Raw genomic sequence first — 23562 nt, forward strand, 5'->3', positions numbered from 1 at the left:
CTTACTCCTGATCCGCATACATCAATTCGGTGCGTACATCGTAGAGATCATGGAAAAAACGCAAATCCAAGGCTTTACGCAAAAACGACACACCACTGGAACCACCGGTGCCGGGTTGATTGCCGATCACCCGCTCGACCGCCGTGACATGATCAAAGCGCCATCGCTGGAACAGGGATTCCACATCCATCAGCTTTTCGGCCAGTGCGTAGAGATCCCAATACGCGCCGGTGTCCTGAAACACCTGCACCCAAATCTTCACCACGCGCGGGTCACCGGAATAGGGGTGCGCAAAGTCGCGCTCCAACAGATCTGGGGGAACATCGAACCCTTTGCGGGCCAGCATGAACAGAACTTCGTCATAAAGGGACGGTTTGGTCAGCGCATCATTCAGCATCCCCATCACTTCCGGATCATGCTGATGTACTTTCAGTGTTGCGGCATCCTTGTTCCCAAGAATGAATTCGATCTGACGGTAGCCATAGCTTTGAAACCCAGAGGAACTGCCCAGTGCTTGCCGAAAGGTCATGTAGTCGGCAGGCGTCATGGTCAGCAGCGTTTCCCAAGCCGCAATCAACTGGCGCTGGATCGCCTTGACCCTGTCGAGGTTCTTCATCGCCGGGCCAAACTCGTCTTGTTGCAGGTAATGACGCACCTCAACCAGTTGGTGGTGCATCAGTTTCAACCACAGCTCGCTGACCTGATGGATGATGATGAACAGCATCTCATCGGGTTGTGCAGGGTCCTGAAAGGTCTTTTGCAGGTTCAGCAGGGTCTTGAGTTGCAGAAAATCGCCATAGCTCTTGCGATGGGCCTGCGTGAAATCGGTGACGAGGGACTCCTCGATCCCGCGCTCCAAAAATTTGTCCTTGTCGCCCATGTGCCCCTCCAGACGCTTCTGTTTCACCCTGTTTAGGGGGTGACGCGGCGCAGGGCCAGAGTCTCAGGTCCAGTCCAGAACCACTTTGCCCGATCGACCGGATTTCATCGCGGCAAAACCCTCGGCGAAATCATCGACTTTCATTTGGTGTGTGATCACGCGGCTGACATCCAGACCGTTCTGCAACATGGCGATCATCTTGTACCATGTCTCGAACATTTCACGTCCATAAACACCTTTGATAGTGATCGCCTTGAAGACGATGCGAGACCAATCGACCGGGGATTTGCCCGGTGGAATGCCAAGCAAGGCGATCTTGCCGCCCATAACCAGTGCTTCGACCATCTGGTCCAGTGCAGCTTGAGAACCAGACATTTCCAGGCCCACGTCAAAGCCTTCCTTCATGCCAAGGTCTGTGATGACGTCCTGTAGGTCTTCTTTGGACACATCAACCGTGCGCAGAGTCGGCACCACATGCTCGGCAAGTTTCAGACGGTCTGGGTTGATGTCTGTGATCACGACATGACGTGCGCCGGCGTGGCGCGCAACGGCGGCGGCCATGATGCCGATCGGGCCCGCGCCGGTGATCAGAACATCCTCACCCAGCAGATCGAAACTCAGCGCGGTGTGTACCGCGTTGCCGAGCGGGTCGAGGATCGCTCCGATTTCATCCGGAACGTCATCCGGCAAGGGCACCACATTGAAAGCAGGTAGCTTGAGATACTGTGCGAATGCACCCTGTTCGTTCACGCCAATGCCCCGAGTGCCGGGGTCGAGGTGGAACTTGCCCGCGCGGCTCTGGCGGCTATCGGTGGTGATCAGATGCCCCTCTCCGGAACACCGCTGACCGATCTCAAGCCCGGTCACGTTGCGCCCGATCTCGACGATCTCTCCGGCGAATTCGTGACCGGTGATCATCGGAACCGGCACCGTGGCAGAGGCCCATTCATCCCAATTCCAGATGTGGATATCGGTACCGCAGATGCCAGTCTTGTTGATTTTGATCAGCACCTCTTCCGGGCCAATTTCAGGAACCGGGGCCTGCACCATCCACAGCCCTTCCTCGGGCTTGGATTTCTCAAGTGCCTTCATGGTGTTGGGGCGCATCAGATCACTCCCAGTTCTTTGCCGACTTTGCCAAAGGCGGTCAGCGCGCGATCCAATTCATCCTTGGTCAGAGCCGCATTCATCTGAGTTCTGATCCGCGCTTGTCCGCGCGGAACGACAGGGAAAAAGAAGCCCGAGACATAGACGCCCTCATCAAACAGCTTTGACGCCATGTCCTGCGCCAGTGTTGCTTCGCCCAGCATGACGGGGATAATCGGGTGTTCGCCGGGCAGCAGATCAAAGCCCAGCTTTTCCAGCCCCGCACGCCAGTATTTGGCGTTGCCAAACAACTGGGCGCGCAGCATGTCGCCTTCTTCGACCAAACGAATGGCTTCCAGACCAGCAGCGACGATGGAGGGCGGCAGCGAATTTGAGAACAGATAGGGCCGCGCCCGCTGCCGCAGCAGGTCGATCACTGGCTGCGGCCCGGCGATGTAACCGCCGATTGCCCCCCCAAGTGCCTTGCCCAAGGTTCCCGTCAGAATGTCCACGTCGACACCAAAATGATCCGGCGTGCCCGCACCGTTCGGCCCCATGAAGCCAGTGGCATGGCAATCATCAACCATGACAATGGCGTCGTACTTGTCCGCCAGCTCGCGAATCTTCGGCAGGTTGGCCAGATAACCATCCATCGAGAACACGCCATCCGTTGCGATCATGATATGCCGTGCCCCGTCCTCGCGTGCCTGTTTCAGCCAGGCTTCGAGGTCGTTCATGTCGTTGTTCAAATAGCGATAGCGCTTGGCCTTGCACAGCCGCACCCCATCGATGATCGAGGCGTGATTCAAACTGTCTGAGATAATCGCGTCTTCAGGCCCTAACAAAGGCTCAAACAGCCCCCCATTGGCATCAAAACAGGCAGCAAACAGGATCGCATCGTCCTTGTTCAGGAATGCGGCCAGCTTCTGCTCCAGTTCGCGATGAATGTCTTGCGTGCCGCAGATGAACCGGACCGAGGCCATGCCAAAGCCTTTTGGGCCCATAGCGTTCGTTGCGGCGTCGATCAGCGCCGGATGATCGGCCAGACCCAGGTAGTTATTGGCACACAGGTTGATTACCTGCTTGCCACCCACCGAAATCTCACCGCCCTGAGGCGAGGTAATCATTCGTTCGCGTTTGTACAAACCTTCGGATTCGATCTGCGCGAGTGTGTCCGTGATGTGGGACAAGAATGCATCTGCCATGGCGACCTCCGTTCAACTGAGTCGCACATCTAACATAGCGGATGAATTTCCCAAATAGGGGAATTACAATATGAAGGAAAAAAATCCGTGAAGGCGGAATATTGCCGGTATCACGCGTTCTTTACGATCAAAAAAACCCGTGCGGGCCCATTGGCGGAAATGGAATGCACAATGTCCGCGGCATAGCGAGCGGTGTCACCTTGGCTGAGATCTGAGATGGCGCTGCCCGATGTGACCCGGACCGAACCTTCCAGAACTGTCAACTGTTCACGCGCACCGCGGGCATGGGGCTGGCTGTTCAAAGCCCCATCTTTGTCGAACTCAATATCATAAACCTCGTGACCTCCGGCTTCTTCGGGCGGGGACAGGATGCGAATACGGCAATTCTGCCCCATATTGTCGATGCTTGGGACCTCAGAGCTTCGCAGAACCTCGATCTGGTCACTGGCTTTTGCACCTTCCAACAGACCTGCAAAATCCACCTGCAAGGCTCGGGTCAAATTCCACAGGGTCGAGATCGTCGGGCTGCTTTCGCCGCGCTCGATTTGGCTGACCATCGACCGGGATACACCGCTGAGGTTTGCAACCGCCTCAAGCGACAGTCCTTTTGCCCGGCGTGCCTCTTTCAGGCGTGCCGGCAGGAGGTTCAGGATATCGTCTGTGTTTTCCGTCATGACGGAATCCATGCGTGTTGCGCAACGTAATGTCAATTCCGGGCGTGACAGTGAGTCTAATTTGAAGATCATGCTGCAAGTGCATAATGCGCGCGGGTTTTGGAGGAGAAAATATGACTGACGTAGTGATTCTGGATGGTGCGCGTACCGCCATCGGCACATTTGGTGGCGCTTTGGCCTCGACCGCTCCGATCGATCTGGCCACTGTTGCCACCGAAGCGGCCCTTGAACGTTCAGGTGTTGAAGGCGCGCAAATCGGCAGCGTTGTCTTTGGTCATGTCATCAACACCGAACCACGAGACATGTATTTGTCGCGCGTGGCTGCGATACAGGCGGGTATCCCCAACGGTACGCCAGCGATGAATGTGAACCGTCTGTGCGGCTCGGGGGCTCAGGCCATTGTATCCGCCGTGCAGTCCCTAATGCTGGGCGATGCAGAGTTTGCTGTGGCAGGAGGTGCCGAGAGCATGTCGCGCAGCCCTTACATCGTGCCTCAGGCGCGTTGGGGCGCGAAGATGGGCGATGTTACCTCGCTCGATATGATGCTGGGCGCCCTGAATTGCCCGTTTGGTACAGGGCATATGGGTGTCACCGCCGAAAACGTGGCGGACGAACATCAGATCAGCCGTGAGCAGATGGACGAGTTCGCCATGACCAGCCAGACCCGCGCGGCAGCGGCGATTGAAGGCGGGTTTTTCGAAAGCCAAATCGCGCCGGTGCAGGTCAAGATCAAGCGCGACATGGTCGACTTCAAGGTCGATGAACACCCCAAAGCGACTACGGCAGAGGCGCTGGCCGGGTTGAGGCCCGTGTTCAAAAAGGACGGACGAGTCACGGCGGGGAATGCCTCTGGTATCAATGACGGCGCGGCGGCGATGGTTCTGGCAACGGCGGACGCGGCGGAAAAAGCGGGCTTGAAACCGAAAGCACGCGTAATCGGGTATGCCCATGCCGGTGTGCGGCCCGAAGTTATGGGAATAGGCCCGGTCCCGGCGGTGCAAAACCTGTTCAAAAAGACCGGTTTGTCGGCAGGTGATTTCGATGTGATCGAAAGCAACGAAGCTTTTGCCGCACAGGCTTTGGCTGTCAATCAGGAACTTGGTCTGGATGCGGCCAAGGTAAACCCCAACGGGGGTGCCATTGCGCTGGGCCATCCGGTTGGCGCGACCGGCGCGATCATTACCCTCAAGGCGCTGTACGAGTTGGAGCGTACGGGTGGGTCAAAAGCTTTGATCACCATGTGCATTGGCGGTGGTCAGGGGATTGCCCTTGCCATCGAGCGGCTCTGAGCCAGAACGGAGCAGGGGGGCTGTCTGCCCCCCATTGCGCCATGCGCAATTCCCCCCGAAGGTATTTTTAGCCAGATGAAGCGGGCAGGTTTGCCTTAGCTGAGTGCTATGGCTATCAGCGTTGCGGCTATGCCGAACCCGGCACCAATCGCGGCAGGTAGGGCATACGCACTAAAGCCATTGCTCTTTTGGTCGTCTTTTTGGGTTTGCGCGATCAGTGCGTTTTCGACCAGCGCTGGCAGGCGCGGGCCGAAACGGGCTAGCACCATCGCGGTTTTTCCAAAATCTCTAAGTGCAGCACGCGGACCAATCGAGCGTTTGATGTAGTCTTCGACCACGGGGCGGGCAACCTCCCAGATGTTCATGTGATCGTCGAGTGAGCGCGCCACGCCTTCAACCACCACCATGGTGCGTTGTAGCAGGATCAGTTCGGTTCTTGTTTCCATACCGAAGCGTTCTGTCACCTCGAACAGATAATTCAGCAGGCGGCCCATCGAGATATGTGAAGCGTCCATGCCGAAGATGGGTTCGCCGACTGCGCGCAGGGCACGGGCGAATTCGTCCACATCTTGGTTTGCGGGCACGTAACCTGCTTCGAAATGCACCTCGGCCACGCGCTTGTAGTCGCGGCGGATGAAGCCAAAGAGGATCTCGGCATAGACCCGGCGGGTGTACTCGTCGATATGGCCCATGATGCCGTAGTCATAGGCAATGATGTCACCGTTTGCGGCGACCTTCAGGTTACCCTGGTGCATGTCGGCATGGAAATAGCCGTCGCGAAGGGCGTGCAGCAGGAACAGGCGCAGCACACGTTCGGCCAGATCGCGACGATTGTGACCCGCCGCGTCGAGGGCTGCGTTATCGCCCAGCGGGATACCGTCGGCCCAGCTGAGGGTCATAACGCGACGCGCGGACAGGGACCAGACCACCGGTGGTAACCAGAACCCGGCGTCGTCCTTGGTGTTGGCTGCGTATTCCGATGCGGCAGAGCTTTCCAGCCGCAGATCTAGTTCACCGCGGACAACCCCGTCGAAATGTTCGATCACTTCCATCGGGCGCAGTCGCCGGGCCCCAGGTGCGCAAAGCTGCACGATACGGGCCGCGAAGTAGAACGCGTCTACGTCTTTGCGGAAGGCGCGCTCGATGCCGGGGCGCAGCACTTTGACGGCGACGTCTTCGCCCGTGCTGACCAGTTTGGCTTTGTGGACCTGCGCGATGGAGGCTGCAGCGATGGGTTCGCTGAAATCGCTGAATAACTCGGCGACGGGTTGTCCCAGCTCTTTTTCCACCTCGGCCATGGCCTCGGCTTTAGAGAAGGGGGGCAGTTTGTCCTGAAGAACGCGCAACTGCTCGGCCAGTTCGTTGCCGACAACATCGGGGCGGGTGGACAGCACCTGACCAAATTTAATGTAGGCCGGACCCAGCGCCGTCAGAGCACGTGTAGCGGGCGGCATATCGGGATCGCCCTTGTAGCCCAGCCATTGAAACGGTTTGCCCAGCACATGGGCAACAATCCGCAGCGACCGGGGGGCCTCAAAAGCGTCCAGCACCACGTTCATGGCACCCGTGCGCTCCAAAGTGGCGCCTGTGCGGATCAGGCGGATGATGTTGTGAGGGCCGCGCATCAGATCTTCCAGCCGGAATGCAGAGCGGCGATGCCCATGCTTAGGTTTCGATATTTGGCATTTTCGAACCCGGCGGTACGAACCATGCTCAGAAATGTCTCTTGATCAGGGAACTTGCGGATTGATTCCACCAGATACTGATAGCTGTCATAATCATTGGCGATCAGCTTGCCCATGCGGGGAATTACGTTGAAGCTGTAGAGGTCATAAAGCTTTTGCAGACCGTCATTGGGCAACTGGCTGAATTCCAGCACCATCAGACGGCCTCCGGGTTTCAGCACGCGGTACGCTTCGTTTAGTGCCTCTTGTGGACGGGTCACATTTCGGATGCCGAAAGAGATCGTATAGACATCGAACGTATTGTCTTCGAACGGCAGGGCCATGGCGTCGCCGACCACCCAGTTCAGGCTGTCTGACATCTGGTCGGCTTCGGCGCGTTGGCGGCCTTCGACCAGCATAGGTTCGGTCAGGTCCAGAACGGTGGCGTGTCCATGGCCAGCGCGCTTGAGGAAGCGGAACGAGATGTCGCCCGTACCGCCCGCCACATCCAGAAGACGTTGGCCGGGACGTGGCGCCAGCCAGTCCATCATCGCATCTTTCCAGACCCGGTGGATGCCCATCGACATGACGTCGTTCATCACGTCATATTTCGAGGCGACCGAGTTGAACACGCCCTGTACACGACCGGCCTTGTCGGCCTCGCGTACGGTTTCGAACCCGAAATGAGTGGTCTTGTCGCTGTTGTCGGACATTTGCCTTGCCGTTTGTCGAATTTCGCCTCTGTTATAGGGCCAAGAGAGGCGGGCACAATGCGGCCCTTTGGATTAGGAGCCGTGTAATGCCGGAATTGCCCGAGGTCGAGACAGTTAGACGCGGCCTGAGTCCCACCATGGAAGGGGCGGTGATTGAACGAGCGGATGTGAACCGCCCGGATCTGCGTTGGCCCTTTCCCGGGCGCATGGCCGAGCGACTTAGTGGCCAGAGGGTGGAGCGGTTGCGAAGGAGGTCGAAATACATCCTGGCCGATCTCAGCAGCGGAGAGACTTTGCTGATTCACCTGGGTATGTCAGGTCGCATGACGGTTTCGGGTGATCCACTTGGGCAGTTTGTGCATGAGCACCCAGCGGCTCAGAAACACGACCATGTTGTGTTTCACATGGCTAACGGCGCGCGCATCACATTCAATGATCCGCGACGGTTCGGGGCGATGGATCTGTTGCCGACGGCCACGGCCGATGACCACAAGCTGCTGTCGGTTCTGGGGCCAGAGCCCTTGAGCAATGACTTCCACGAACACCATCTGATCGAGGCCTTCAAAGGTAAGAACTCTCCGGTCAAATCCGCGCTGCTGGATCAGGGAATCGTTGCCGGATTGGGCAATATCTATGTCTGCGAGGCGCTTTATCGCGGCAAGGTGTCGCCACGTCGCAAAGCCGGGCAGATTTCTGCATCACGTGTTGCCGCATTGGTTCCGATCATCCGGAAAGTGTTGCAGGACGCCATTGAAGCGGGCGGTTCTTCCTTGCGAGATTTCCGGCAAGCCGATGGAGAACTTGGATATTTTCAGCACAGCTTTGATGTCTATGGGCGTGAAGGTGAGCCTTGCCGGACTGAGGGCTGTAACGCTCCAATTAAGAGAATCACCCAATCGGGACGCTCATCCTTCTACTGTGCGCAATGCCAAAGATAACTTGATCCAGAGAATTCGCGTGATAAGGAATCGTACTTGAACGGAACAACCGGAAGCTTTCAACTCATGGCTTTTGAGACGATCATCGTCGAAATCGAAGACCACGTCGCCCTCATCAAACTCGACAGACCGGATGCAATGAACGCATTGAACTCCCAATTGGTGGGAGAGCTTTGCGACGCGCTGGAAGAAGCCGATCGCAATGACAAGGTTCGGTGCATCGTGCTCACCGGATCCGACAAAGCGTTTGCCGCAGGCGCGGACATCAAGGAAATGTCCGAGATGAGCTTTGTCGATGTCTTGAGCGCAGATTTGTTTGCTTCGGCAAATGATCGTGTCTCGGCCATCCGCAAACCGATCATAGCGGCCGTGGCTGGGTATGCTCTGGGCGGTGGCTGCGAAGTGGCCATGATGTGTGACTTTATTATTGCTGCGGATACAGCCAAGTTTGGGCAGCCTGAGATCAATTTAGGTGTTGTCGCTGGTATTGGCGGAACGCAGCGCCTGACGCGCTTTGTTGGCAAGTCCAAGGCGATGGATATGAACCTGACCGGTCGTTTCATGGACGCCGAAGAGGCAGAGCGTGCGGGTCTTGTCAGCCGTGTCGTTCCAGCCAAAAAACTGATCGAAGAAGCTGTGGGTGCAGCTCAGAAGATCGCGGAAAAATCTTTGCTGACAGCTGGGGCCGTCAAGGAGGCTGTGAACCGTAGCTATGAATTGCCGCTGAGCGAAGGGCTTTTGTTTGAACGTCGTGTTTTCCACTCGATGTTTGCAACCGAAGACCAGAAAGAGGGCATGGCCGCATTCCTCGAAAAGCGGGCGCCGCAATTTCGCGACAAGTAAAACCTTCCAGATCATGTTCGAAGGCGGGCCATGTGCCCGCCTTCTTGTTTTCATTGTAGAGGGTCTGAGAATCGGCTTGGCAAACCTAAAAAACTTGGATACATACCGCCGCCATACATGCGCGTGCGGCCCGCTTGGCCCGACTCACACTCGTGATTTCTGATCCGGTGCGGATACGTCCGTGGCGCGCAAACCAAGATAACCGTACCGAACGAAGGTCAGAGACACATGGCAAATTCGCCCCAGGCAAAGAAACGCGCACGTCAGAACGAAAAGCGTTTCGCAGTAAACAAAGCGCGTCGTTCGCGCATCCGCACCTATCTGCGTAAAGTCGAAGAAGCGATTGCTTCTGGTGACAAGGACGCGGCAACTGCCGCTCTGCGTGCCGCTCAGCCCGAGCTGATGCGCGGCGTCACCAAAGGTGTTTTCCACAAGAACACAGCCGCCCGCAAAATGTCGCGTCTGTCGGCCCGCGTCAAAGCACTGGGCTAATACCTCAGATTGACCAATGGTCATGTCAGCAACGCTGATCTATATTTAAGGCGTCGCGTGAAGCGGCGCCTTTTTTCGTGTTGCCGGAAAACCGCGCCTTCACAAAACTGAGAGATTCTTTCGGCCAAAGAACCGAGTCAATATCAGAGTTTCGTTGCCGCGCCCCGCTTGGAGTTGTTACCACTGTTATCAGCGATTCACTCGCTTGGGGGGACAGGCTGTTTCTTCGGTCGAACTGACGGGCATCAGGTCGACTTGAGGAAGTGGGCGACGACTGGCTGACGCCAGGCTGCCGATCTGCCGTGAAACCCGGGGTCAACCCGGTCTTCTCGGCCCTGTCTAAAAATTGAGAGTGCGACGTGCAACCCGGTTTACCGGACGCTCACTTATTTCCGGGCGTTTTACGGGACACGTGCGCATTCGAAAGACATCCCGCCAAACCGGGCAGGTTTTGGCGCAGGGATACCTTTGTGTGCGTGAATCCATAACCGGGTGACCGGATTCGTATGAATAAGGCCGACAGGCCAATAAGAATGGGATGCGTGAGGCGCTGAATGACACAAGAGAAATGGGGACTACTTCGAAACAAGTTGCTAAAGGCTGTTGGTCGGAACAACTACACCACCTGGATCGAGCCTTTGGAATTTAAAGAGCTGCAAAACGGTGTGGCGGTTTTTTCCGTGCCGACCAATTTTGTGGGCAACTACGTCAGCCAGAACTTTGCAGATCTGATATTGTATGAATTGAACACAGCAGGGGAAACTGTGCAGCGGCTGGATTTCCGGGTTCCTGCAAATTCGCCTGCGCGTCCGAAGCCTGCTGTACAAGCTGCTCCCGAGGTGCGCGCAGATCCTGTGGCCGCGCCGGTGACCGAGGGTGCTCAGGATGCGCTCGAGTCGTTGCAGGCTGCACCGTTGGACGTCCGTTTTACGTTTGACAGTTTTGTTGTCGGCAAACCCAACGAACTCGCACATGCCGCTGCGCGCCGTGTGTCTGAAGGGGGTCCGGTCACATTCAACCCGCTGGTGCTGTATGGCGGCGTGGGCTTGGGTAAGACCCACCTGATGCACGCGATCGCGTGGGAATTGAAAACCAAGCATCCTGAACTGAATGTGCTCTACCTGTCCGCCGAACAATTCATGTACCGTTTTGTTCAGGCTCTGCGCGAACGCCGGATGATGGATTTCAAACACCTGTTCCGGTCGGTTGACGTGCTGATGGTGGATGACGTGCAGTTCATCGCGGGTAAGGATTCAACTCAGGAAGAGTTCTTTCACACCTTCAATGCGCTGGTGGATCAGAATAAGCAGATTATCATTTCCGCCGACCGCGCGCCGGGTGAGATCAAGGATCTGGAAGACCGTGTGAAGTCGCGCCTGCAATGCGGTTTGGTCGTCGACCTGCATCCGACCGATTACGAGCTGCGCCTGGGCATTCTGCAGAACAAGGTACAGCAGTACAGCAGCACCTATCCTGATCTGGCGATTGCTGACGGTGTATTGGAGTTTCTGGCCCACCGCATCTCGACCAATGTCCGCGTTCTGGAAGGCGCTCTGACCCGTCTGTTCGCCTTCGCATCGCTGGTGGGCCGCGAAATCGATATGGAATTGACACAGGATTGTTTGGCCGATGTCCTGCGCGCCTCGGAACGCAAAATCAGCGTTGAAGAGATTCAGCGGAAAGTGTCCGAGTATTACAATATTCGACTGTCCGACATCATCGGCCCCAAACGCCTGCGGTCATACGCGCGCCCGCGTCAGGTTGCGATGTATCTGTGCAAGCAGCTCACCAGTCGGTCGCTGCCTGAGATTGGCCGCCGTTTTGGCGGGCGTGACCACACAACGGTCATGCACGGTGTGAAGCGCATCGAGGAACTGAAGCTGACCGATGGTCAGATCGCTGAAGATGTTGAAATGCTACGGCGGTCGCTGGAAGCCTGATCTGCGCTTTTCATGAAGCAAACGCCCCGGAACTTTGCGTCCGGGGTGTTTTCTTGTGCGCATTAATCCACGGTTGGACCAGAACTGAGGCTTGTCGGGCACGATGCCCTTGACGCTACGGGCTTTCCAACCCAGAAATCCGTAAAAAATCCTTGTGCCTCAGGGTGGAACCGCTAACGTGCCAGTCCCGCCCATGTCGGTACGCAAGTCAGAGGAACTGAGGGTATGAAGATCAGCATTGAACGCGGCACCCTTCTCAAGGCCGTTTCGCAGGCCCAATCCGTTGTGGAACGGCGCAACACCATACCCATACTTGCGAATGTTTTGATTGAGGCCGAGGGCGATGTGGCCCAATTCCGCGCCACTGATCTGGACATCGAAGTGGTCGACAAAGCCCCTGCGCAAGTCGAGAAAGCCGGGGCGACCACGGTTGCAGCGACCACTTTGCATGAAATCGTGCGCAAACTGCCGGACGGGGCATTGGTGACCCTCACAGCAGACAGCGCGGCTGGTAGATTGACCGTTGAAGCAGGCCGGTCGAACTTCTCGCTGGCGACGCTGCCAAAAGAGGATTTCCCGGTTATGGCGTCCTCGGAATATCAGTCGAATTTCACCGCGTCAGCGGCGCTGCTGCGTCGGCTGTTCGACAAATCGAAATTCGCCATCTCGACCGAAGAGACCCGGTATTATCTGAATGGTGTCTACATGCATGTCGCTGACGGCTCGGATGGCGGTAAAGTGCTGCGTTGCGTTGCCACCGATGGCCACCGTCTGGCGCGTATTGATGCGGATCTGCCGGACGGGGCCGCAGATATGCCGGGTGTGATCGTGCCACGCAAAACCGTAGGCGAGCTGCGCAAGCTGCTGGACGATGACGAGATGGATATTGCTGTTTCGGTCAGCGAAACCAAAGTGCGTTTTGCCACGCCGGATATAACCCTGACCTCGAAGGTTATCGACGGCACCTTCCCCGACTACACACGCGTCATCCCGCAAGGAAACACCCGCAAGCTTGAGGTCGATGCTGCCGAGTTTGCGCAGGCCGTAGACCGGGTCGCGACAGTGTCTTCAGAACGGTCGCGTGCGGTCAAGCTTCAGTTGGATGGCGACAAGTTGGTCCTGTCCGTCAACGCTCCGGATAGCGGTGCGGCTGAAGAAGAACTGGCCGTCGCGTATGGAGACGAGCGGTTGGAGATCGGGTTCAACGCCAAGTATCTGCTGGAGATTGCATCTCAGGTCGATCGTGAAAACGCTGTGTTCCTGTTCAATTCGGCAGGTGATCCGACCCTGATGCGTGAAGGCAATGATCAAAGCGCGGTTTACGTTGTGATGCCGATGCGCGTCTGATCGCGCTGACGCGCGACGCCTCCGGCGGGAGTATTTTTGAAAAGATGAAGGGAGGGGTCATGGGATTGGCCCTGACCGAGCTTACGGTCTCGCATTTTCGGTCTCACAAACTGGCGCGCCTGTCGCTGGACGGGAGGCCGGTTGCGATTCACGGGCCCAATGGGGCTGGCAAGACCAATATTCTGGAAGCGGTATCTTTGTTTTCGCCCGGTCGTGGTATGCGTCGGGCAAGCGCGGCTGAGATGACACGACGGCCTGAGGCGTTGGGGTGGAAGCTGTCGGGGATATTGGATGCGCAGGGGCAGCGTTACGAGGTGGAAACCTGGTCCGAGGGCGGCGCGGCGCGGCAGGTTCGGATTGACGAAAAAACCACGAGCCAGATTGAACTGGGGAAACTGGCGCGGGTTGTTTGGCTGATCCCTTCGATGGATCGGCTTTGGATCGAAGGAGCTGAAGGGCGGCGGCGATTTCTGGACCGTATCGCGCTGAGTTTTGACCCAGCCCATGCCGAAGCATCTTTGATCTATGAAAAAGCCATGCGCGAGCGGAATCGTTTACTGAAAGAGCAGGTCCGGGATGCCCATTGGTATGCGGCCCTTGAGGGTCAGATGGCCGAGTCCGGGCATCGCATACATGCCGCTCGCGTTGCGGCGTTGGATCATCTGCGCGCCGCGCAGGATCGGGCGGAGACGGCTTTTCCTTCGGCTGAGCTGGAGCTGGTCCAGACTGAAGGTGCGATGCCTGAGACAGCAGAGGATCTGCGTGACGCCTTGAATGAGAGCCGATTCCGGGATCTGGCGGCGGGTCGGACTTTGGTAGGGCCGCATCGGTCAGACCTGTATGGGGTGTTTGCTGCCAAAGGCGTTCCGGCCAAGGATTGTTCGACCGGTGAGCAGAAGGCGTTGCTTGTGTCTTTGATTTTGTCGAATGCGCGGGCACTGGCAGAGATGGTTGGGGCGCCTCCGATTGTTCTGTTGGACGAAGTGGCTGCCCATCTGGACGCAGATCGGCGCGCGGCGCTTTATGAGGAAATTTGCGCTCTGGGTGCTCAGGCCTGGATGACGGGTACCGGGCCTGAGTTGTTTGCTGAATTGGGGGACCGGGCACAGACGGTGGTTGTCACCGAAGGGGATGAGGGCTCGGTCGTGACCGCTTAGGCCGGTTCGCTGACTTTACGTTCCCACAGGAAGCCACGCATAACTTCGTCGACCGGGGTTTTGGCCATGTGATTGACGTAGTTCGACATGGTTTTCTGTGCCAGACCCAACACCACATCCAGAACCGCGCGGTGCGAGTAGCCCGCGTCAAAGAACGCCTGCAGCTGTTCTTCGGTCGGGTTGCCGCGTGTTTCCATCACTTGCAGAGTGAAGGTGCGCAGTGCCTCGAGCTTGGCTGTAGGCAGCGGAGTTTCATTGCGCAGTGCCTCGGTGATTTCGTCCGAGACTTTCATCATCTTGGCGATACCGGTGTGCGCGGGCACGCAGTAGTGGCATTCGTTTTCCACGTTGATGGTCTGCCAGACAACGGTTTTCTCATCATTGTCGAAATCGGTCTGCAGGAAGAGGCCGTGCAGAACCTGATAGCCTTCCAGGTGCTGGGGACTTTCGGCCATCACCTTGTGCAGACCTGGCAAGCGGCCAAATGCGGCCTGCGATTTTTCAAGAAGCGGTTTTGACCCTTCAGGGGCGGACTCGAGGTCGTGAGACGGGAAATTGGCCATGTCGGAACTCCTGTTTCTGGCGCGATGAGTCGTATTTAGGGTTTCTTGAGTGATCACTCAAGTATATATTTGAGTGATCGTTCAAGAATTGGTGATGCTGATGCCTCGGAAACCCGCATATGATCGTGATGCACTGATCGCGAAAGCAAAGGACATCTTCTGGCGTCAGGGCTGGGCCGGAACCTCGCTCAAGGATCTGGAGCGGGAGCTGAAGCTGAAGCCCGGTAGTTTCTATGCGGCATTCGGATCGAAGGACGCGCTTTATGCGCTGACGTTGGAAAGCTACACGCAAGAGGGCGTAAAGCGTCTAAAGGCTTTGGCGGAAAAGTTGGGGCCTAAAGGGGCGTTGAAAGCGCAGCCCCGTTTGGTGATTGAAGCGGTCGAAAACCCGACGAAAGCCTGCATGTTGGCAAGGACATATGCGGAGTTGCAGGCGAAAGATCACGATCTTGCAGATCAAGCTGCGCGGCACATGACTGAGATGAAAGCGTGTTTTGCTGAGCTGTTCCGAAGCGCTCAGAATGCTGGTGAAATTCGGTCTGAACATGACCCGGATCGACTGGCGGCGCGGTATCAGTCTGACATTCTTGGGTTGCGATTGTCGGCAGAGCGCGAGGATGTCGACGCAGATGAAATCGCTGCGGATATCGCCGCTGACATTGATCGCTTGTGAGCCTGTAACCAGCAGGCAAAAAACGACCCTCGCAAACACAAAATCTTGGGGGATCGCGTGACATTCCCCACCAGAAAACGTATAAGTTACCAAAATAATATAGGTACTGACTGAATGTCCGAAGACGCACAGGCTCCTCAAGAATACGGCGCAGATTCCATCAAGGTTCTCAAAGGGTTGGAGGCTGTTCGAAAGCGCCCCGGCATGTATATCGGGGACACGGATGATGGCTCGGGCCTGCACCACATGGTGTATGAGGTGGTCGACAACGGGATCGATGAAGCCTTGGCGGGTCATGCTGACCATGTGACCGTGAAAATCCATGCGGATTCCAGCGTATCGGTCAGTGATAACGGGCGCGGAATTCCTGTTGATATTCACCCGGAAGAGGGTGTTTCAGCGGCTGAAGTCATTATGACCCAGCTGCATGCGGGCGGGAAGTTCGACAGCAACTCGTACAAGGTGTCGGGCGGTTTGCACGGTGTGGGCGTTTCAGTCGTGAACGCTCTGTCCGACTGGCTGGAATTGCGCATCTGGCGGGCTGGTAAAGAGCACGTCGCGCGGTTCGAAGGTGGTGAAACGGCGGAACATCTGAAAGTCGTTGACGAATGCGGGGATCGCACTGGGACTGAGGTGCGGTTTCTGGCCTCGACCAACACGTTCTCGAACCTCGAATACTCATTCGACACGCTGGAAAAGCGTCTGCGCGAACTGGCCTTCCTGAACTCGGGTGTACGGATCATCCTGATTGATGAACGCCCTGCCGAGCGGTTGGAAACCGAGCTGTTCTATGAAGGCGGCGTCAAGGAATTCGTCAAATATCTGGACCGGTCCAAGACCCCGGCCATGCCTGAGCCGATCTATATCAAGGGCGAGCGGGATGACATCGGCGTTGAAATCGCGATGTGGTGGAATGACAGCTATCACGAGACGGTTCTGCCCTTTACCAACAACATCCCGCAGCGGGATGGCGGGACGCATGTCGCCGGATTCCGGGGCGCTCTGACCCGGACGATCAACAACTATGCGCAGTCCAGCGGGATCGCAAAGAAGGAAAAGGTCAGTTTTACAGGGGACGACGCGCGTGAGGGTCTGACCTGCGTGCTGTCGGTGAAGGTACCGGATCCGAAATTCTCGTCCCAGACCAAAGACAAACTGGTTTCGTCCGAGGTGCGACCTGCGGTCGAAAGCCTGATGAACGAAAAACTGGCCGAGTGGTTTGAAGAAAACCCCAATGAAGCCAAGGGCATCGTTGGCAAGATCATTGAGGCCGCTCTGGCCCGTGAGGCTGCGCGTAAGGCTCGCGAGTTGACCCGCCGCAAGACGGCGATGGATGTGAACTATCTGGCCGGTAAGCTGAAGGATTGTTCGGAGAAAGACCCGTCCAAGACCGAAGTCTTTCTGGTCGAGGGGGACTCGGCGGGTGGTTCCGCGCAAACAGGCCGGGATCGTCTGACTCAGGCTGTTCTGCCCCTGCGCGGGAAAATCCTGAACGTGGAACGCGCCCGGTTTGACAGGATGTTGTCGTCGCAGGAAATCGGCAATCTGGTTATGGCGCTGGGCACTGGTATTGGTCGCGATGAGTTCAACATCGAAAAGCTGCGCTACCACAAGATCGTCATCATGACCGACGCCGACGTGGACGGTGCACACATCCGGACGCTGTTGCTGACCTTCTTCTACCGGCAGATGCCGGAACTGATCGAGGGTGGGTATCTCTACATCGCCCAACCGCCTCTCTATAAGGTTTCTCGAGGTAAATCAGAGGTTTATCTGAAAGATCAGGCAGCGCTGGATGACTACCTGATCAATCAGGGCGTCGAGGGCGCTGTGCTGAAACTTGGCTCGGGTGAAGAAATCATCGGCCAAGACCTCACGCGGGTGGTGGACGAAGCGCGTCAATTGAAGCGTGTTCTGGACGCTTTCCCGACGCACTATCCGCGCCATATTCTGGAACAGGCCGCCGTCGCCGGGGCCTTCGTTCCGGGTGCGGTTGATGCCGACCTGCAGGGCGTGGCTGACAAGGTTGCAGCCCGACTGGACCTGATCGCGCTGGAATATGAGCGCGGTTGGCAAGGCCGGATCACACAGGATCACGGTATCCGTTTGGCCCGTATCCTTCGGGGTGTGGAAGAGGTGCGTACGCTGGATGGCCCGATGCTGCGCTCGGGCGAGGCGCGTAAGACCGGCAGTTTCACCCAAAGCCTGCAAGAAGTGTACAACACGCCTGCAACGTTGGTTCGCCGCGACCGGTCTCAGGTTATCCACGGGCCGCTGGATTTGCTGCGCGCCATTCTGGAAGAAGGCGAAAAGGGCCTGTCGCTGCAACGCTACAAAGGTTTGGGTGAGATGAACCCCGACCAGTTGTGGGAAACCACGCTTGACCCGGATGCCCGCACGCTGTTGCAAGTCCGCGTCGATGACATGGTTGAAGCAGATGATCTATTTACCAAGCTCATGGGCGACGTTGTCGAGCCACGCCGGGAATTCATCCAGAAGAACGCCCTGAGCGTGGAGAATCTTGATTTCTGACAGGTTGTAGGTTTGCGCATAAGACTTCGCGCACCCCATAAGTTTGCGTAGTTCGCCCATAGTTTTGCGCTGCGCGATTGTTTGCCTAAGCGATGAATTCAATCAGTTTTTGGCTTAGTCGTTGCGGTTATGGCCCTTTGCGTTGCTCAATCCCGCAAAGGGCCTCCCTAAGGAGCCTTGGATTCTCGCGAAGGTCTGCGACGCGCAGAAAGTCCACTTGGCGAACGTGCGATATCGTCGCTGAATCGCTCATAACGGGCGTTCACTTCAATCCACCAGTCTGATCCTAACTGGTAGGTTCCGATCAGATCGATGCTGGTGCTAGTAAGGCCACTTGACGGCGCAAATGCACGGAAATCTGAGGCTTTAGCCTCGGCTCCGGAAACACCAAAGTAGGTGCGGTTGTACTGGCCGCTGCCGAAAGTCAGCCGTGGTCCGATGCGAAGCGCGAGCTTCTCGTAAGGCTTCAGAATATAGAAAGCGGAGAGTTCTCCAACGAGGCTCTGATGGCCGACAGCACCATAGCGTATAACCTTTCCATTGCGGTGTTGAACTGAGACGGAACAATATGCGTGCCAACTTCATTGGGCTTGTTTCAGGTCTTGTTATCATCGGATGCACAATGGCTCAGGCTGATGAAAAACTGACTGAAGACTTTTCCAAGTCTCCGGAGACACGTTGGGACTACGTTGCCGACACCGTCATGGGAGGAGTGTCCTCAGATCAGGTGCAGTTTCCTTCGGAAGGTGATGTTGCATTCGCGCGGCTGACCGGAACCGTCAGTACGGACAATAACGGCGGCTTCATCCAGTTCCGGCGCAAGTTGTCTGACCGGCCAGATGAGGGTGTATCAGGCGTCAGATTATTGGTACGGGGGAACGGTGAGCAATATTTCGTTCACCTCAGAACACGCGGCACGGTGCTTCCGTGGCAATACTATCAGGCCGCTTTCGCAACTTCTGAAGGCTGGACCGAAGTCTATTTGCCTCTGTCAGGTTTCAAGGCTTCTGGCGCCATATTGCGCGCTATTCCTGTTGCGGACGCAATCACCTCACTTGGAGTTGTAGCCTACGGGCGCGATCACGAGGCCCGCGTAGACGTCAGCGAGATTGGATTCTACTGAAGTTCGCCCAAGCGAGGGGCTACAATCTTCTGTTGAACCAATCAGATCAGGCGGCTCAATAAATGTAAGCGACAATGCAATTCCAGTAGTCTTTGCTCATCCTTTGCAAGCGACTAACTTGGGTACATGGAAGAAGTCACTCGACTAACCGAATGGATGATTACAGAAGGTCGTCGCTCCGGCGATCCCGTAAAGGTGGTGTCACAGTTTTGTTCTTCCTTGGTCGAAGCCGGAGTTCCGCTGTGGCGAGCAAACATTGGCCAGCGCTTTGCCAATCCACTGCTTATTGCTTGGGGCGTGGTTTGGACGCCCAACGGCACCGACAGCTACGATGTCACACATGAGACGACGTTGACGGATGGTTATGTTGGGAGCTCATTCGAGTATATTCTGGCGAATAGAAAGCCGCTTCACAAAAGTCTCCAGCAACTGGACTCAGAAACAGAGCATTCATCCTATTTGGAATTTGCAGAGCAAGGCGGCACCGACTACTACGCTACTTTGCTTTATTACGGTGATGGATCGCTGCATGGTTGTACGTTCGTTACACAGGCGCCGGATGGATTCTCGCCGGAACATCTAAGGCTGATTGAAGCGGTCTTACCTGCCCTTTCTTCCGCTCTGGAACCTGTGACGATGCGAAAATCGTCTAAAGGTCTACTTCGAACCTATTTAGGAGATGGGCCTTCCGAGGCAGTCTGGAGCGGCAACATCAAGCGCGGTGAGCGAACAACTCTGGATGCCGTGGTTATGTTCTCTGATCTGCGAGGCTTTACGGCACTTTCCGAAACCTCTTCGGAAGAAGAAGTCTTCGACACGCTCAGCGACTATTTTGATCTGGTAGTCAAAGCCGTAGAAGACAACGGTGGAGACGTCCTCAAGTTCATGGGTGATGGCATCCTGTCGATCTTCACTATTGAAGCTCAAAAAAACCATGCCGACCGTTGCAGAATGGCGGCTCTTGCAGCGCAGAGTGTGCTGAGTGGTTTGAAAGCTCTCAACACTAGACGAGACGAGTTCCACAAACCGCCCTTGGACATTGGAATTGGGATCAACGTTGGGCAGGTCAGCTACGGTAACATCGGCAGCCCCGGCAGGCTTGATTTTACGGTTTTGGGTGGTGCGGTGAACGTCGCAAGCCGAATTGAAAACTTAACAAAATCAATTGGTCAGAGGGTGTTGGCGACGTCAGCCGTTGCAAGTGCTGCGCCGAACATGTTCGTTAGCTGTGGGGATCACGAAATACGTGGCCTTGCTCAACCCATTGAACTGTTCTTTCTCACTGAAGGGGCGCAATAATCAGGTATAGTTTTTTTAAAACAACATACCTTTCCGGGAGCATCCTGAGTGTTTGCAAGAACCATAGCCTTATTGATCTGCGCTGGGGCTTCTCCGGCCACGGCATTGGAGCTTCGCGAAACTGGGCGCTACGAGCTCAACCAACCCGCAAGCCTTGACTACGATCCAACGTTTTGTGGCTTGTGGATTGCCAACGAGGGGCCCGAAGCAATTCTCGTTACATTGCAAGGGGATGAGTTGCGCCGAATATCCAGCGATCTCTTTCGGATCAAAGCAATTGCTGTTGAAGGGGATCACTTGTTACTGGGTGATGGTCTCGGCCGTCTTCAACGTGTCTCTAAAGAAGGAGTCACTTTAGGAGCACCCTTTGAACTTGAAGGTGGTTTTGCGGATACCGAAGGCATCGCGATCAATGCCCAGGGGCAGATCGTGACCGTAGAAGATGACCCGGAACGGTTGTCTTGGTTCACTTCAGAGGGTGCATTGACGGCGAGGTTGGATACCATGAAGCTCTCTCCCCCGTTAAGCGAGGCACAAGGCATTGCGATTGACCCACGCACCGGTCACATGTTGATTGTTGATGACTGGGAAGGGTCAAACAGCCTGTATGAGTTCACGGCAGATGGCCAACTGCTCGCCCAGCAAAGTCTGTTGGAATTCGGAACTGACCCGGAAGGCATCGCCATTAGGCCGGGATCTAACCAACTGTTCGTGGCATTCGACGGCGGCGCGAAGATTGTGACATTTGACTACACGCCCACCTTACCTGAAGGATCACCGCCGCTGCCGCCGGGCGGAGATTGCATGATGTTCTGAGAATTTGGCTTCGTATTCTGGCCAATACTAGTTTTTGTCTAGTCCCGTTCGCTATCCAAAGCTTCGCGTATGAGCGTCAGATGCGGCAGCGAATTGTGAAACGGACCTGAACCGAGTTCGGTCAAAACTGGATCCAGGGATTCCGACATCCGCTCGGTACAAGCTTTCAAAAACTCCGCGCCTTGCGACGTGGACCGGGCTATTTTCGAACGCTTGTCATTGGGGTTGGTTTCAAGGTTAATCAGAGCATGATTTTCAAGGCTCGCGAGCATGTGCGTCATCGACGTCTTAGGCACTTGAAAAGCGTTCGATAGCTGTAGTGGCGTTTCCCCCTCGGGGCGCCGGACCAGGTGGCCCAATATACCAAATTGGGTTGCGGTCATTCTGCCAGGTAAGAACGCTTCAAGCTTGGTCGAGATCAGCTGGTTGATGATCCCGACCTCGGTGAAGAACCGGTAAACTTCGTTGGTCTCATCTTCAGGCTTCATTCAGAATTCGTGTCTCCAGCGGCCAGCGGGGTGTAGCAATTGGCTCGGGTCCATACCCCAAACGCAGCAACATTTGCACCGTGTGGCCCGGTGACGCAAGAAGCTCATGCGCGAGAGCGTATTCATCGGCCATTTCAGGATACTCCTGAAGCGCCTGACTAACCGGATGAACGCCCAGGCCCATTTCGGTTGTCTTCAAGCAAAAACGCATCAATTGGCGCCCGGCATTGAGTTGATCGCTTCGCGTATTTGTGGCTGTCGTGAGAACAGCGTATTGCGGCGTCGCGTCTAGCATGGCGAAGTAGCCTCGCATGTGTGACTGAGTGCCTGGGTGGTCAACGTTCATCAGGGTCTCATTGTCCAATAGGCCAGTAAGTCGCAGCGTTTCCAGAAACGGATCGCGTAATTCAATCCCGTCCGGGTTGGCGTTGATTTCTGCTTTCCCGATCCGCATGAGGTCAACGGATTCTTTCAAGGTCTGCGGTGTTCGCATTTCGATTTCGAAAGCGCGTTTCGTAAGGTCTTGAATACGGGCCACTAAATCTTCGTCGGTTATCAGAGTGGCGTAGTCTTCAAGGACCGACAATTCCGCCTCGGACAGCCGCTGTTCAGTATACGGTTCTTTGTTTGAATGTCGGTTGAGGATTTGATCTGAAAGTGGATCGGTTGCCCCTCCAGGTACAAACACTGCTTCTGCAATAGGCCCTTCATCCCCATCTGGCAGCAATTTGACCTCGGTATCAAACCCGAGAGCACCTGCTGCCAGTACCATCGTCTCAACAAATGCACCAAGGCCAATATAGAGCTGGCGGTGGAAAGGATCGGTTTCCGGAAGCTCGCGATTAGGATCACGGTGGATGCGCACCCTGTCTTGCCCAACGAACTCGACCAGCCAAGGTTGCAAGTTGTGTGGATTGGGGGCGAGAATTGCGTAGGACAAAGCAGCCTTGCGTGGGTCGTCATACGGTTTTGGCGTCCACGGAGCCAACGCGTCATGCGGCGTGCGTGTAGCGAGGAACGCGACCGCGCCCGTTGCCGCCAGAATTGTGCCTCCGCCTAGAATCTTGAGAAAACGTCTTCGATTTGGCATCTTGAGTCTCCAATAGTACGATATCGAACTAAATAATACGAAATCGTATTAAATCAACCTCGATGGATGCGTTGACTGGTTTTATGACTTGGAGAAAAGAAAACTAGAACAGCCGGGCGCCATTGCGGACTACCGTGTCCGACAAGTATTCGGGGTGCTAGGGATGTTAAAACAATCAGTTCTTATAGACGCTTAAAGAACGAGCACGAGAAGATCGGAGGCTATTAAGGCGTTGCTTATTGAGTATCCCACAAAGCATAGCTTTGGCTTGGAGCCTTTGTGCTCGATGACGTTCACAGGGTCGACATCCGGTCGACCTTCGCTAATCGCTTAGACAGCTGCGCAGTATTTGGTGTCTTGAGCCGGACATCGGTTTAGGTTTGTCGTCGATAGCCTTTAGTATTTTTTCTGCAACCCAGCATTGAGACATGCTGCCTAAGATGCGCTAAAAGCTGTTAGGCGCTGGCTTTGGGTCACTTTTTCGGGCACCTAAGGACAGAGGCCAGAGTGCTTTCGAGTTGGAGTGCAGGCTTTTGGGCTAATCGTGCAAAGTTTTGCGCAAACACCGTGCAAATCTATGGGCGAAAACTCAAGGTCTTCTTCAATGAAATCAGTGAAGGAAGCGCAGCATTATGAGCATACCTACACAGGTTGTAGGATCAGTCTGACCGGACCAAAGCGGAATTTCGACTACATTAATGAAATGGTGCGGTGCGGCCCGCGAAAGCAGTTGTTCGCTGTGAGGACAAT

Annotated in this window: 22 protein-coding genes; 12 read left to right on the plus strand and 10 right to left on the minus strand. The window is 55.9% G+C overall.

What is annotated here, in order from left to right:
• Position 1: 1 nt before the first annotated feature.
• The 4 genes from ACR0EV_RS19765 to ACR0EV_RS19780 all read right to left on the minus strand — a co-directional run bounded on the left by ACR0EV_RS19765 (position 2) and on the right by ACR0EV_RS19780 (position 3845).
• Positions 2 to 880, minus strand: a complete 879-nt coding sequence (locus ACR0EV_RS19765; protein WP_480801676.1) for a tryptophan 2,3-dioxygenase — start codon at positions 878 to 880, stop codon at positions 2 to 4.
• A 63-nt stretch (positions 881 to 943) separates the two neighbouring features.
• A complete protein-coding gene (gene tdh / locus ACR0EV_RS19770) occupies positions 944 to 1972 on the minus strand; it encodes an L-threonine 3-dehydrogenase (RefSeq protein ID WP_480801744.1) in 1029 nt (342 codons plus the stop codon).
• 14 nt (positions 1973 to 1986) lie between these two features.
• On the minus strand, positions 1987 to 3171 hold the full coding sequence (locus ACR0EV_RS19775; protein WP_480801677.1) for a glycine C-acetyltransferase: 1185 nt from the start codon (positions 3169 to 3171) through the stop codon (positions 1987 to 1989).
• Positions 3172 to 3281: 110 nt separating this feature from the next.
• Entirely contained in the window at positions 3282 to 3845 is a 564-nt protein-coding gene (locus ACR0EV_RS19780; RefSeq protein WP_480801678.1) for a helix-turn-helix domain-containing protein, read from the minus strand.
• Positions 3846 to 3958: 113 nt separating this feature from the next.
• On the opposite strand from ACR0EV_RS19780, the gene ACR0EV_RS19785 reads away from it, so the two are divergent.
• Positions 3959 to 5134, plus strand: a complete 1176-nt coding sequence (locus tag ACR0EV_RS19785; RefSeq protein WP_480801679.1) for an acetyl-CoA C-acyltransferase family protein — start codon at positions 3959 to 3961, stop codon at positions 5132 to 5134.
• A 95-nt stretch (positions 5135 to 5229) separates the two neighbouring features.
• On the opposite strand, the gene ubiB is transcribed toward ACR0EV_RS19785, so the two are convergent.
• Positions 5230 to 6759, minus strand: coding sequence for a 2-polyprenylphenol 6-hydroxylase (ubiB, locus tag ACR0EV_RS19790; protein ID WP_480801680.1), 1530 nt, complete (start codon positions 6757 to 6759; stop codon positions 5230 to 5232).
• A complete protein-coding gene (gene ubiE / locus ACR0EV_RS19795; RefSeq protein WP_480801681.1) occupies positions 6759 to 7511 on the minus strand; it encodes a bifunctional demethylmenaquinone methyltransferase/2-methoxy-6-polyprenyl-1,4-benzoquinol methylase UbiE in 753 nt (250 codons plus the stop codon). Before ubiE ends, ubiB begins: the two co-directional genes overlap by 1 nt.
• Before the next feature lie 86 nt (positions 7512 to 7597).
• Between ubiE and mutM the strand changes: the two genes are divergently transcribed.
• From mutM to recF, 6 genes are all read left to right on the plus strand, one after another.
• The gene (gene mutM / locus ACR0EV_RS19800) at positions 7598 to 8449 is read left to right on the plus strand and encodes a bifunctional DNA-formamidopyrimidine glycosylase/DNA-(apurinic or apyrimidinic site) lyase (protein WP_480801682.1); all 852 of its coding nucleotides are present in this window, start codon (positions 7598 to 7600) and stop codon (positions 8447 to 8449) included.
• Positions 8450 to 8515: 66 nt separating this feature from the next.
• On the plus strand, positions 8516 to 9292 hold the full coding sequence (locus tag ACR0EV_RS19805; protein ID WP_480801745.1) for an enoyl-CoA hydratase: 777 nt from the start codon (positions 8516 to 8518) through the stop codon (positions 9290 to 9292).
• Positions 9293 to 9520: 228 nt separating this feature from the next.
• Positions 9521 to 9784 (plus strand): 30S ribosomal protein S20, encoded by a 264-nt coding sequence (gene rpsT / locus ACR0EV_RS19810; protein WP_039541017.1) that lies wholly within the window; start codon positions 9521 to 9523, stop codon positions 9782 to 9784.
• Positions 9785 to 10338: 554 nt separating this feature from the next.
• Positions 10339 to 11724 carry a chromosomal replication initiator protein DnaA gene (dnaA, locus tag ACR0EV_RS19815; protein ID WP_480801683.1) on the plus strand — a complete coding sequence of 462 codons (1386 nt, stop codon included), beginning with the start codon at positions 10339 to 10341 and terminating at the stop codon, positions 11722 to 11724.
• Between the two features lie 225 nt (positions 11725 to 11949).
• Entirely contained in the window at positions 11950 to 13071 is a 1122-nt protein-coding gene (dnaN, locus tag ACR0EV_RS19820) for a DNA polymerase III subunit beta (protein WP_480801684.1), read from the plus strand.
• A 59-nt stretch (positions 13072 to 13130) separates the two neighbouring features.
• On the plus strand, positions 13131 to 14228 hold the full coding sequence (gene recF / locus ACR0EV_RS19825; protein WP_480801685.1) for a DNA replication/repair protein RecF: 1098 nt from the start codon (positions 13131 to 13133) through the stop codon (positions 14226 to 14228).
• On the opposite strand, the gene ACR0EV_RS19830 is transcribed toward recF, so the two are convergent.
• Positions 14225 to 14791, minus strand: coding sequence for a carboxymuconolactone decarboxylase family protein (locus ACR0EV_RS19830; RefSeq protein ID WP_480801686.1), 567 nt, complete (start codon positions 14789 to 14791; stop codon positions 14225 to 14227). The two genes, recF and ACR0EV_RS19830, sit on opposite strands and share 4 nt — an antisense overlap.
• Before the next feature lie 100 nt (positions 14792 to 14891).
• On the opposite strand from ACR0EV_RS19830, the gene ACR0EV_RS19835 reads away from it, so the two are divergent.
• Entirely contained in the window at positions 14892 to 15464 is a 573-nt protein-coding gene (locus tag ACR0EV_RS19835; protein WP_480801687.1) for a TetR/AcrR family transcriptional regulator, read from the plus strand.
• A 114-nt stretch (positions 15465 to 15578) separates the two neighbouring features.
• Positions 15579 to 17996 carry a DNA topoisomerase (ATP-hydrolyzing) subunit B gene (gene gyrB, locus ACR0EV_RS19840; protein WP_480801688.1) on the plus strand — a complete coding sequence of 806 codons (2418 nt, stop codon included), beginning with the start codon at positions 15579 to 15581 and terminating at the stop codon, positions 17994 to 17996.
• A gap of 167 nt (positions 17997 to 18163) precedes the next feature.
• On the opposite strand, the gene ACR0EV_RS19845 is transcribed toward gyrB, so the two are convergent.
• Positions 18164 to 18526, minus strand: coding sequence for a MipA/OmpV family protein (locus ACR0EV_RS19845; RefSeq protein WP_480801746.1), 363 nt, complete (start codon positions 18524 to 18526; stop codon positions 18164 to 18166).
• Between the two features lie 92 nt (positions 18527 to 18618).
• Between ACR0EV_RS19845 and ACR0EV_RS19850 the strand changes: the two genes are divergently transcribed.
• The 3 genes from ACR0EV_RS19850 to ACR0EV_RS19860 all read left to right on the plus strand — a co-directional run bounded on the left by ACR0EV_RS19850 (position 18619) and on the right by ACR0EV_RS19860 (position 21234).
• Positions 18619 to 19119 (plus strand): CIA30 family protein, encoded by a 501-nt coding sequence (locus ACR0EV_RS19850; protein WP_480801689.1) that lies wholly within the window; start codon positions 18619 to 18621, stop codon positions 19117 to 19119.
• Between the two features lie 126 nt (positions 19120 to 19245).
• Entirely contained in the window at positions 19246 to 20418 is a 1173-nt protein-coding gene (locus tag ACR0EV_RS19855; RefSeq protein WP_480801690.1) for an adenylate/guanylate cyclase domain-containing protein, read from the plus strand.
• Between the two features lie 105 nt (positions 20419 to 20523).
• A complete protein-coding gene (locus ACR0EV_RS19860) occupies positions 20524 to 21234 on the plus strand; it encodes a hypothetical protein (protein ID WP_480801691.1) in 711 nt (236 codons plus the stop codon).
• 38 nt (positions 21235 to 21272) lie between these two features.
• Here ACR0EV_RS19860 and ACR0EV_RS19865 read toward each other — a convergent pair whose 3' ends face one another.
• Positions 21273 to 21722, minus strand: coding sequence for a MarR family winged helix-turn-helix transcriptional regulator (locus ACR0EV_RS19865; RefSeq protein WP_480801692.1), 450 nt, complete (start codon positions 21720 to 21722; stop codon positions 21273 to 21275).
• Positions 21712 to 22812 (minus strand): Acg family FMN-binding oxidoreductase, encoded by a 1101-nt coding sequence (locus ACR0EV_RS19870; protein WP_480801693.1) that lies wholly within the window; start codon positions 22810 to 22812, stop codon positions 21712 to 21714. The genes ACR0EV_RS19865 and ACR0EV_RS19870 overlap by 11 nt, the downstream gene beginning before the upstream one ends.
• Positions 22813 to 23562 lie beyond the last annotated feature (750 nt).

It is taken from the genome of Ruegeria sp. CF8, from assembly GCF_056537285.1.

Bases quoted from the DNA above. Each gene is read 5' to 3' on its own strand.
- ACR0EV_RS19765 (WP_480801676.1), bottom strand. From the start codon at position 880: ATGGGCGACAAGGACAAATTTTTGGAGCGCGGGATCGAGGAGTCCCTC.
- tdh (WP_480801744.1), bottom strand. From the start codon at position 1,972: ATGAAGGCACTTGAGAAATCCAAGCCCGAGGAAGGGCTGTGGATGGTG.
- ACR0EV_RS19775 (WP_480801677.1), bottom strand. From the start codon at position 3,171: ATGGCAGATGCATTCTTGTCCCACATCACGGACACACTCGCGCAGATC.
- ACR0EV_RS19780 (WP_480801678.1), bottom strand. From the start codon at position 3,845: ATGACGGAAAACACAGACGATATCCTGAACCTCCTGCCGGCACGCCTG.
- ACR0EV_RS19785 (WP_480801679.1), top strand. From the start codon at position 3,959: ATGACTGACGTAGTGATTCTGGATGGTGCGCGTACCGCCATCGGCACA.
- ubiB (WP_480801680.1), bottom strand. From the start codon at position 6,759: ATGCGCGGCCCTCACAACATCATCCGCCTGATCCGCACAGGCGCCACT.
- ubiE (WP_480801681.1), bottom strand. From the start codon at position 7,511: ATGTCCGACAACAGCGACAAGACCACTCATTTCGGGTTCGAAACCGTA.
- mutM (WP_480801682.1), top strand. From the start codon at position 7,598: ATGCCGGAATTGCCCGAGGTCGAGACAGTTAGACGCGGCCTGAGTCCC.
- ACR0EV_RS19805 (WP_480801745.1), top strand. From the start codon at position 8,516: ATGGCTTTTGAGACGATCATCGTCGAAATCGAAGACCACGTCGCCCTC.
- rpsT (WP_039541017.1), top strand. From the start codon at position 9,521: ATGGCAAATTCGCCCCAGGCAAAGAAACGCGCACGTCAGAACGAAAAG.
- dnaA (WP_480801683.1), top strand. From the start codon at position 10,339: ATGACACAAGAGAAATGGGGACTACTTCGAAACAAGTTGCTAAAGGCT.
- dnaN (WP_480801684.1), top strand. From the start codon at position 11,950: ATGAAGATCAGCATTGAACGCGGCACCCTTCTCAAGGCCGTTTCGCAG.
- recF (WP_480801685.1), top strand. From the start codon at position 13,131: ATGGGATTGGCCCTGACCGAGCTTACGGTCTCGCATTTTCGGTCTCAC.
- ACR0EV_RS19830 (WP_480801686.1), bottom strand. From the start codon at position 14,791: ATGGCCAATTTCCCGTCTCACGACCTCGAGTCCGCCCCTGAAGGGTCA.
- ACR0EV_RS19835 (WP_480801687.1), top strand. From the start codon at position 14,892: ATGCCTCGGAAACCCGCATATGATCGTGATGCACTGATCGCGAAAGCA.
- gyrB (WP_480801688.1), top strand. From the start codon at position 15,579: ATGTCCGAAGACGCACAGGCTCCTCAAGAATACGGCGCAGATTCCATC.
- ACR0EV_RS19850 (WP_480801689.1), top strand. From the start codon at position 18,619: ATGGCTCAGGCTGATGAAAAACTGACTGAAGACTTTTCCAAGTCTCCG.
- ACR0EV_RS19855 (WP_480801690.1), top strand. From the start codon at position 19,246: ATGGAAGAAGTCACTCGACTAACCGAATGGATGATTACAGAAGGTCGT.
- ACR0EV_RS19865 (WP_480801692.1), bottom strand. From the start codon at position 21,722: ATGAAGCCTGAAGATGAGACCAACGAAGTTTACCGGTTCTTCACCGAG.
- ACR0EV_RS19870 (WP_480801693.1), bottom strand. From the start codon at position 22,812: ATGCCAAATCGAAGACGTTTTCTCAAGATTCTAGGCGGAGGCACAATT.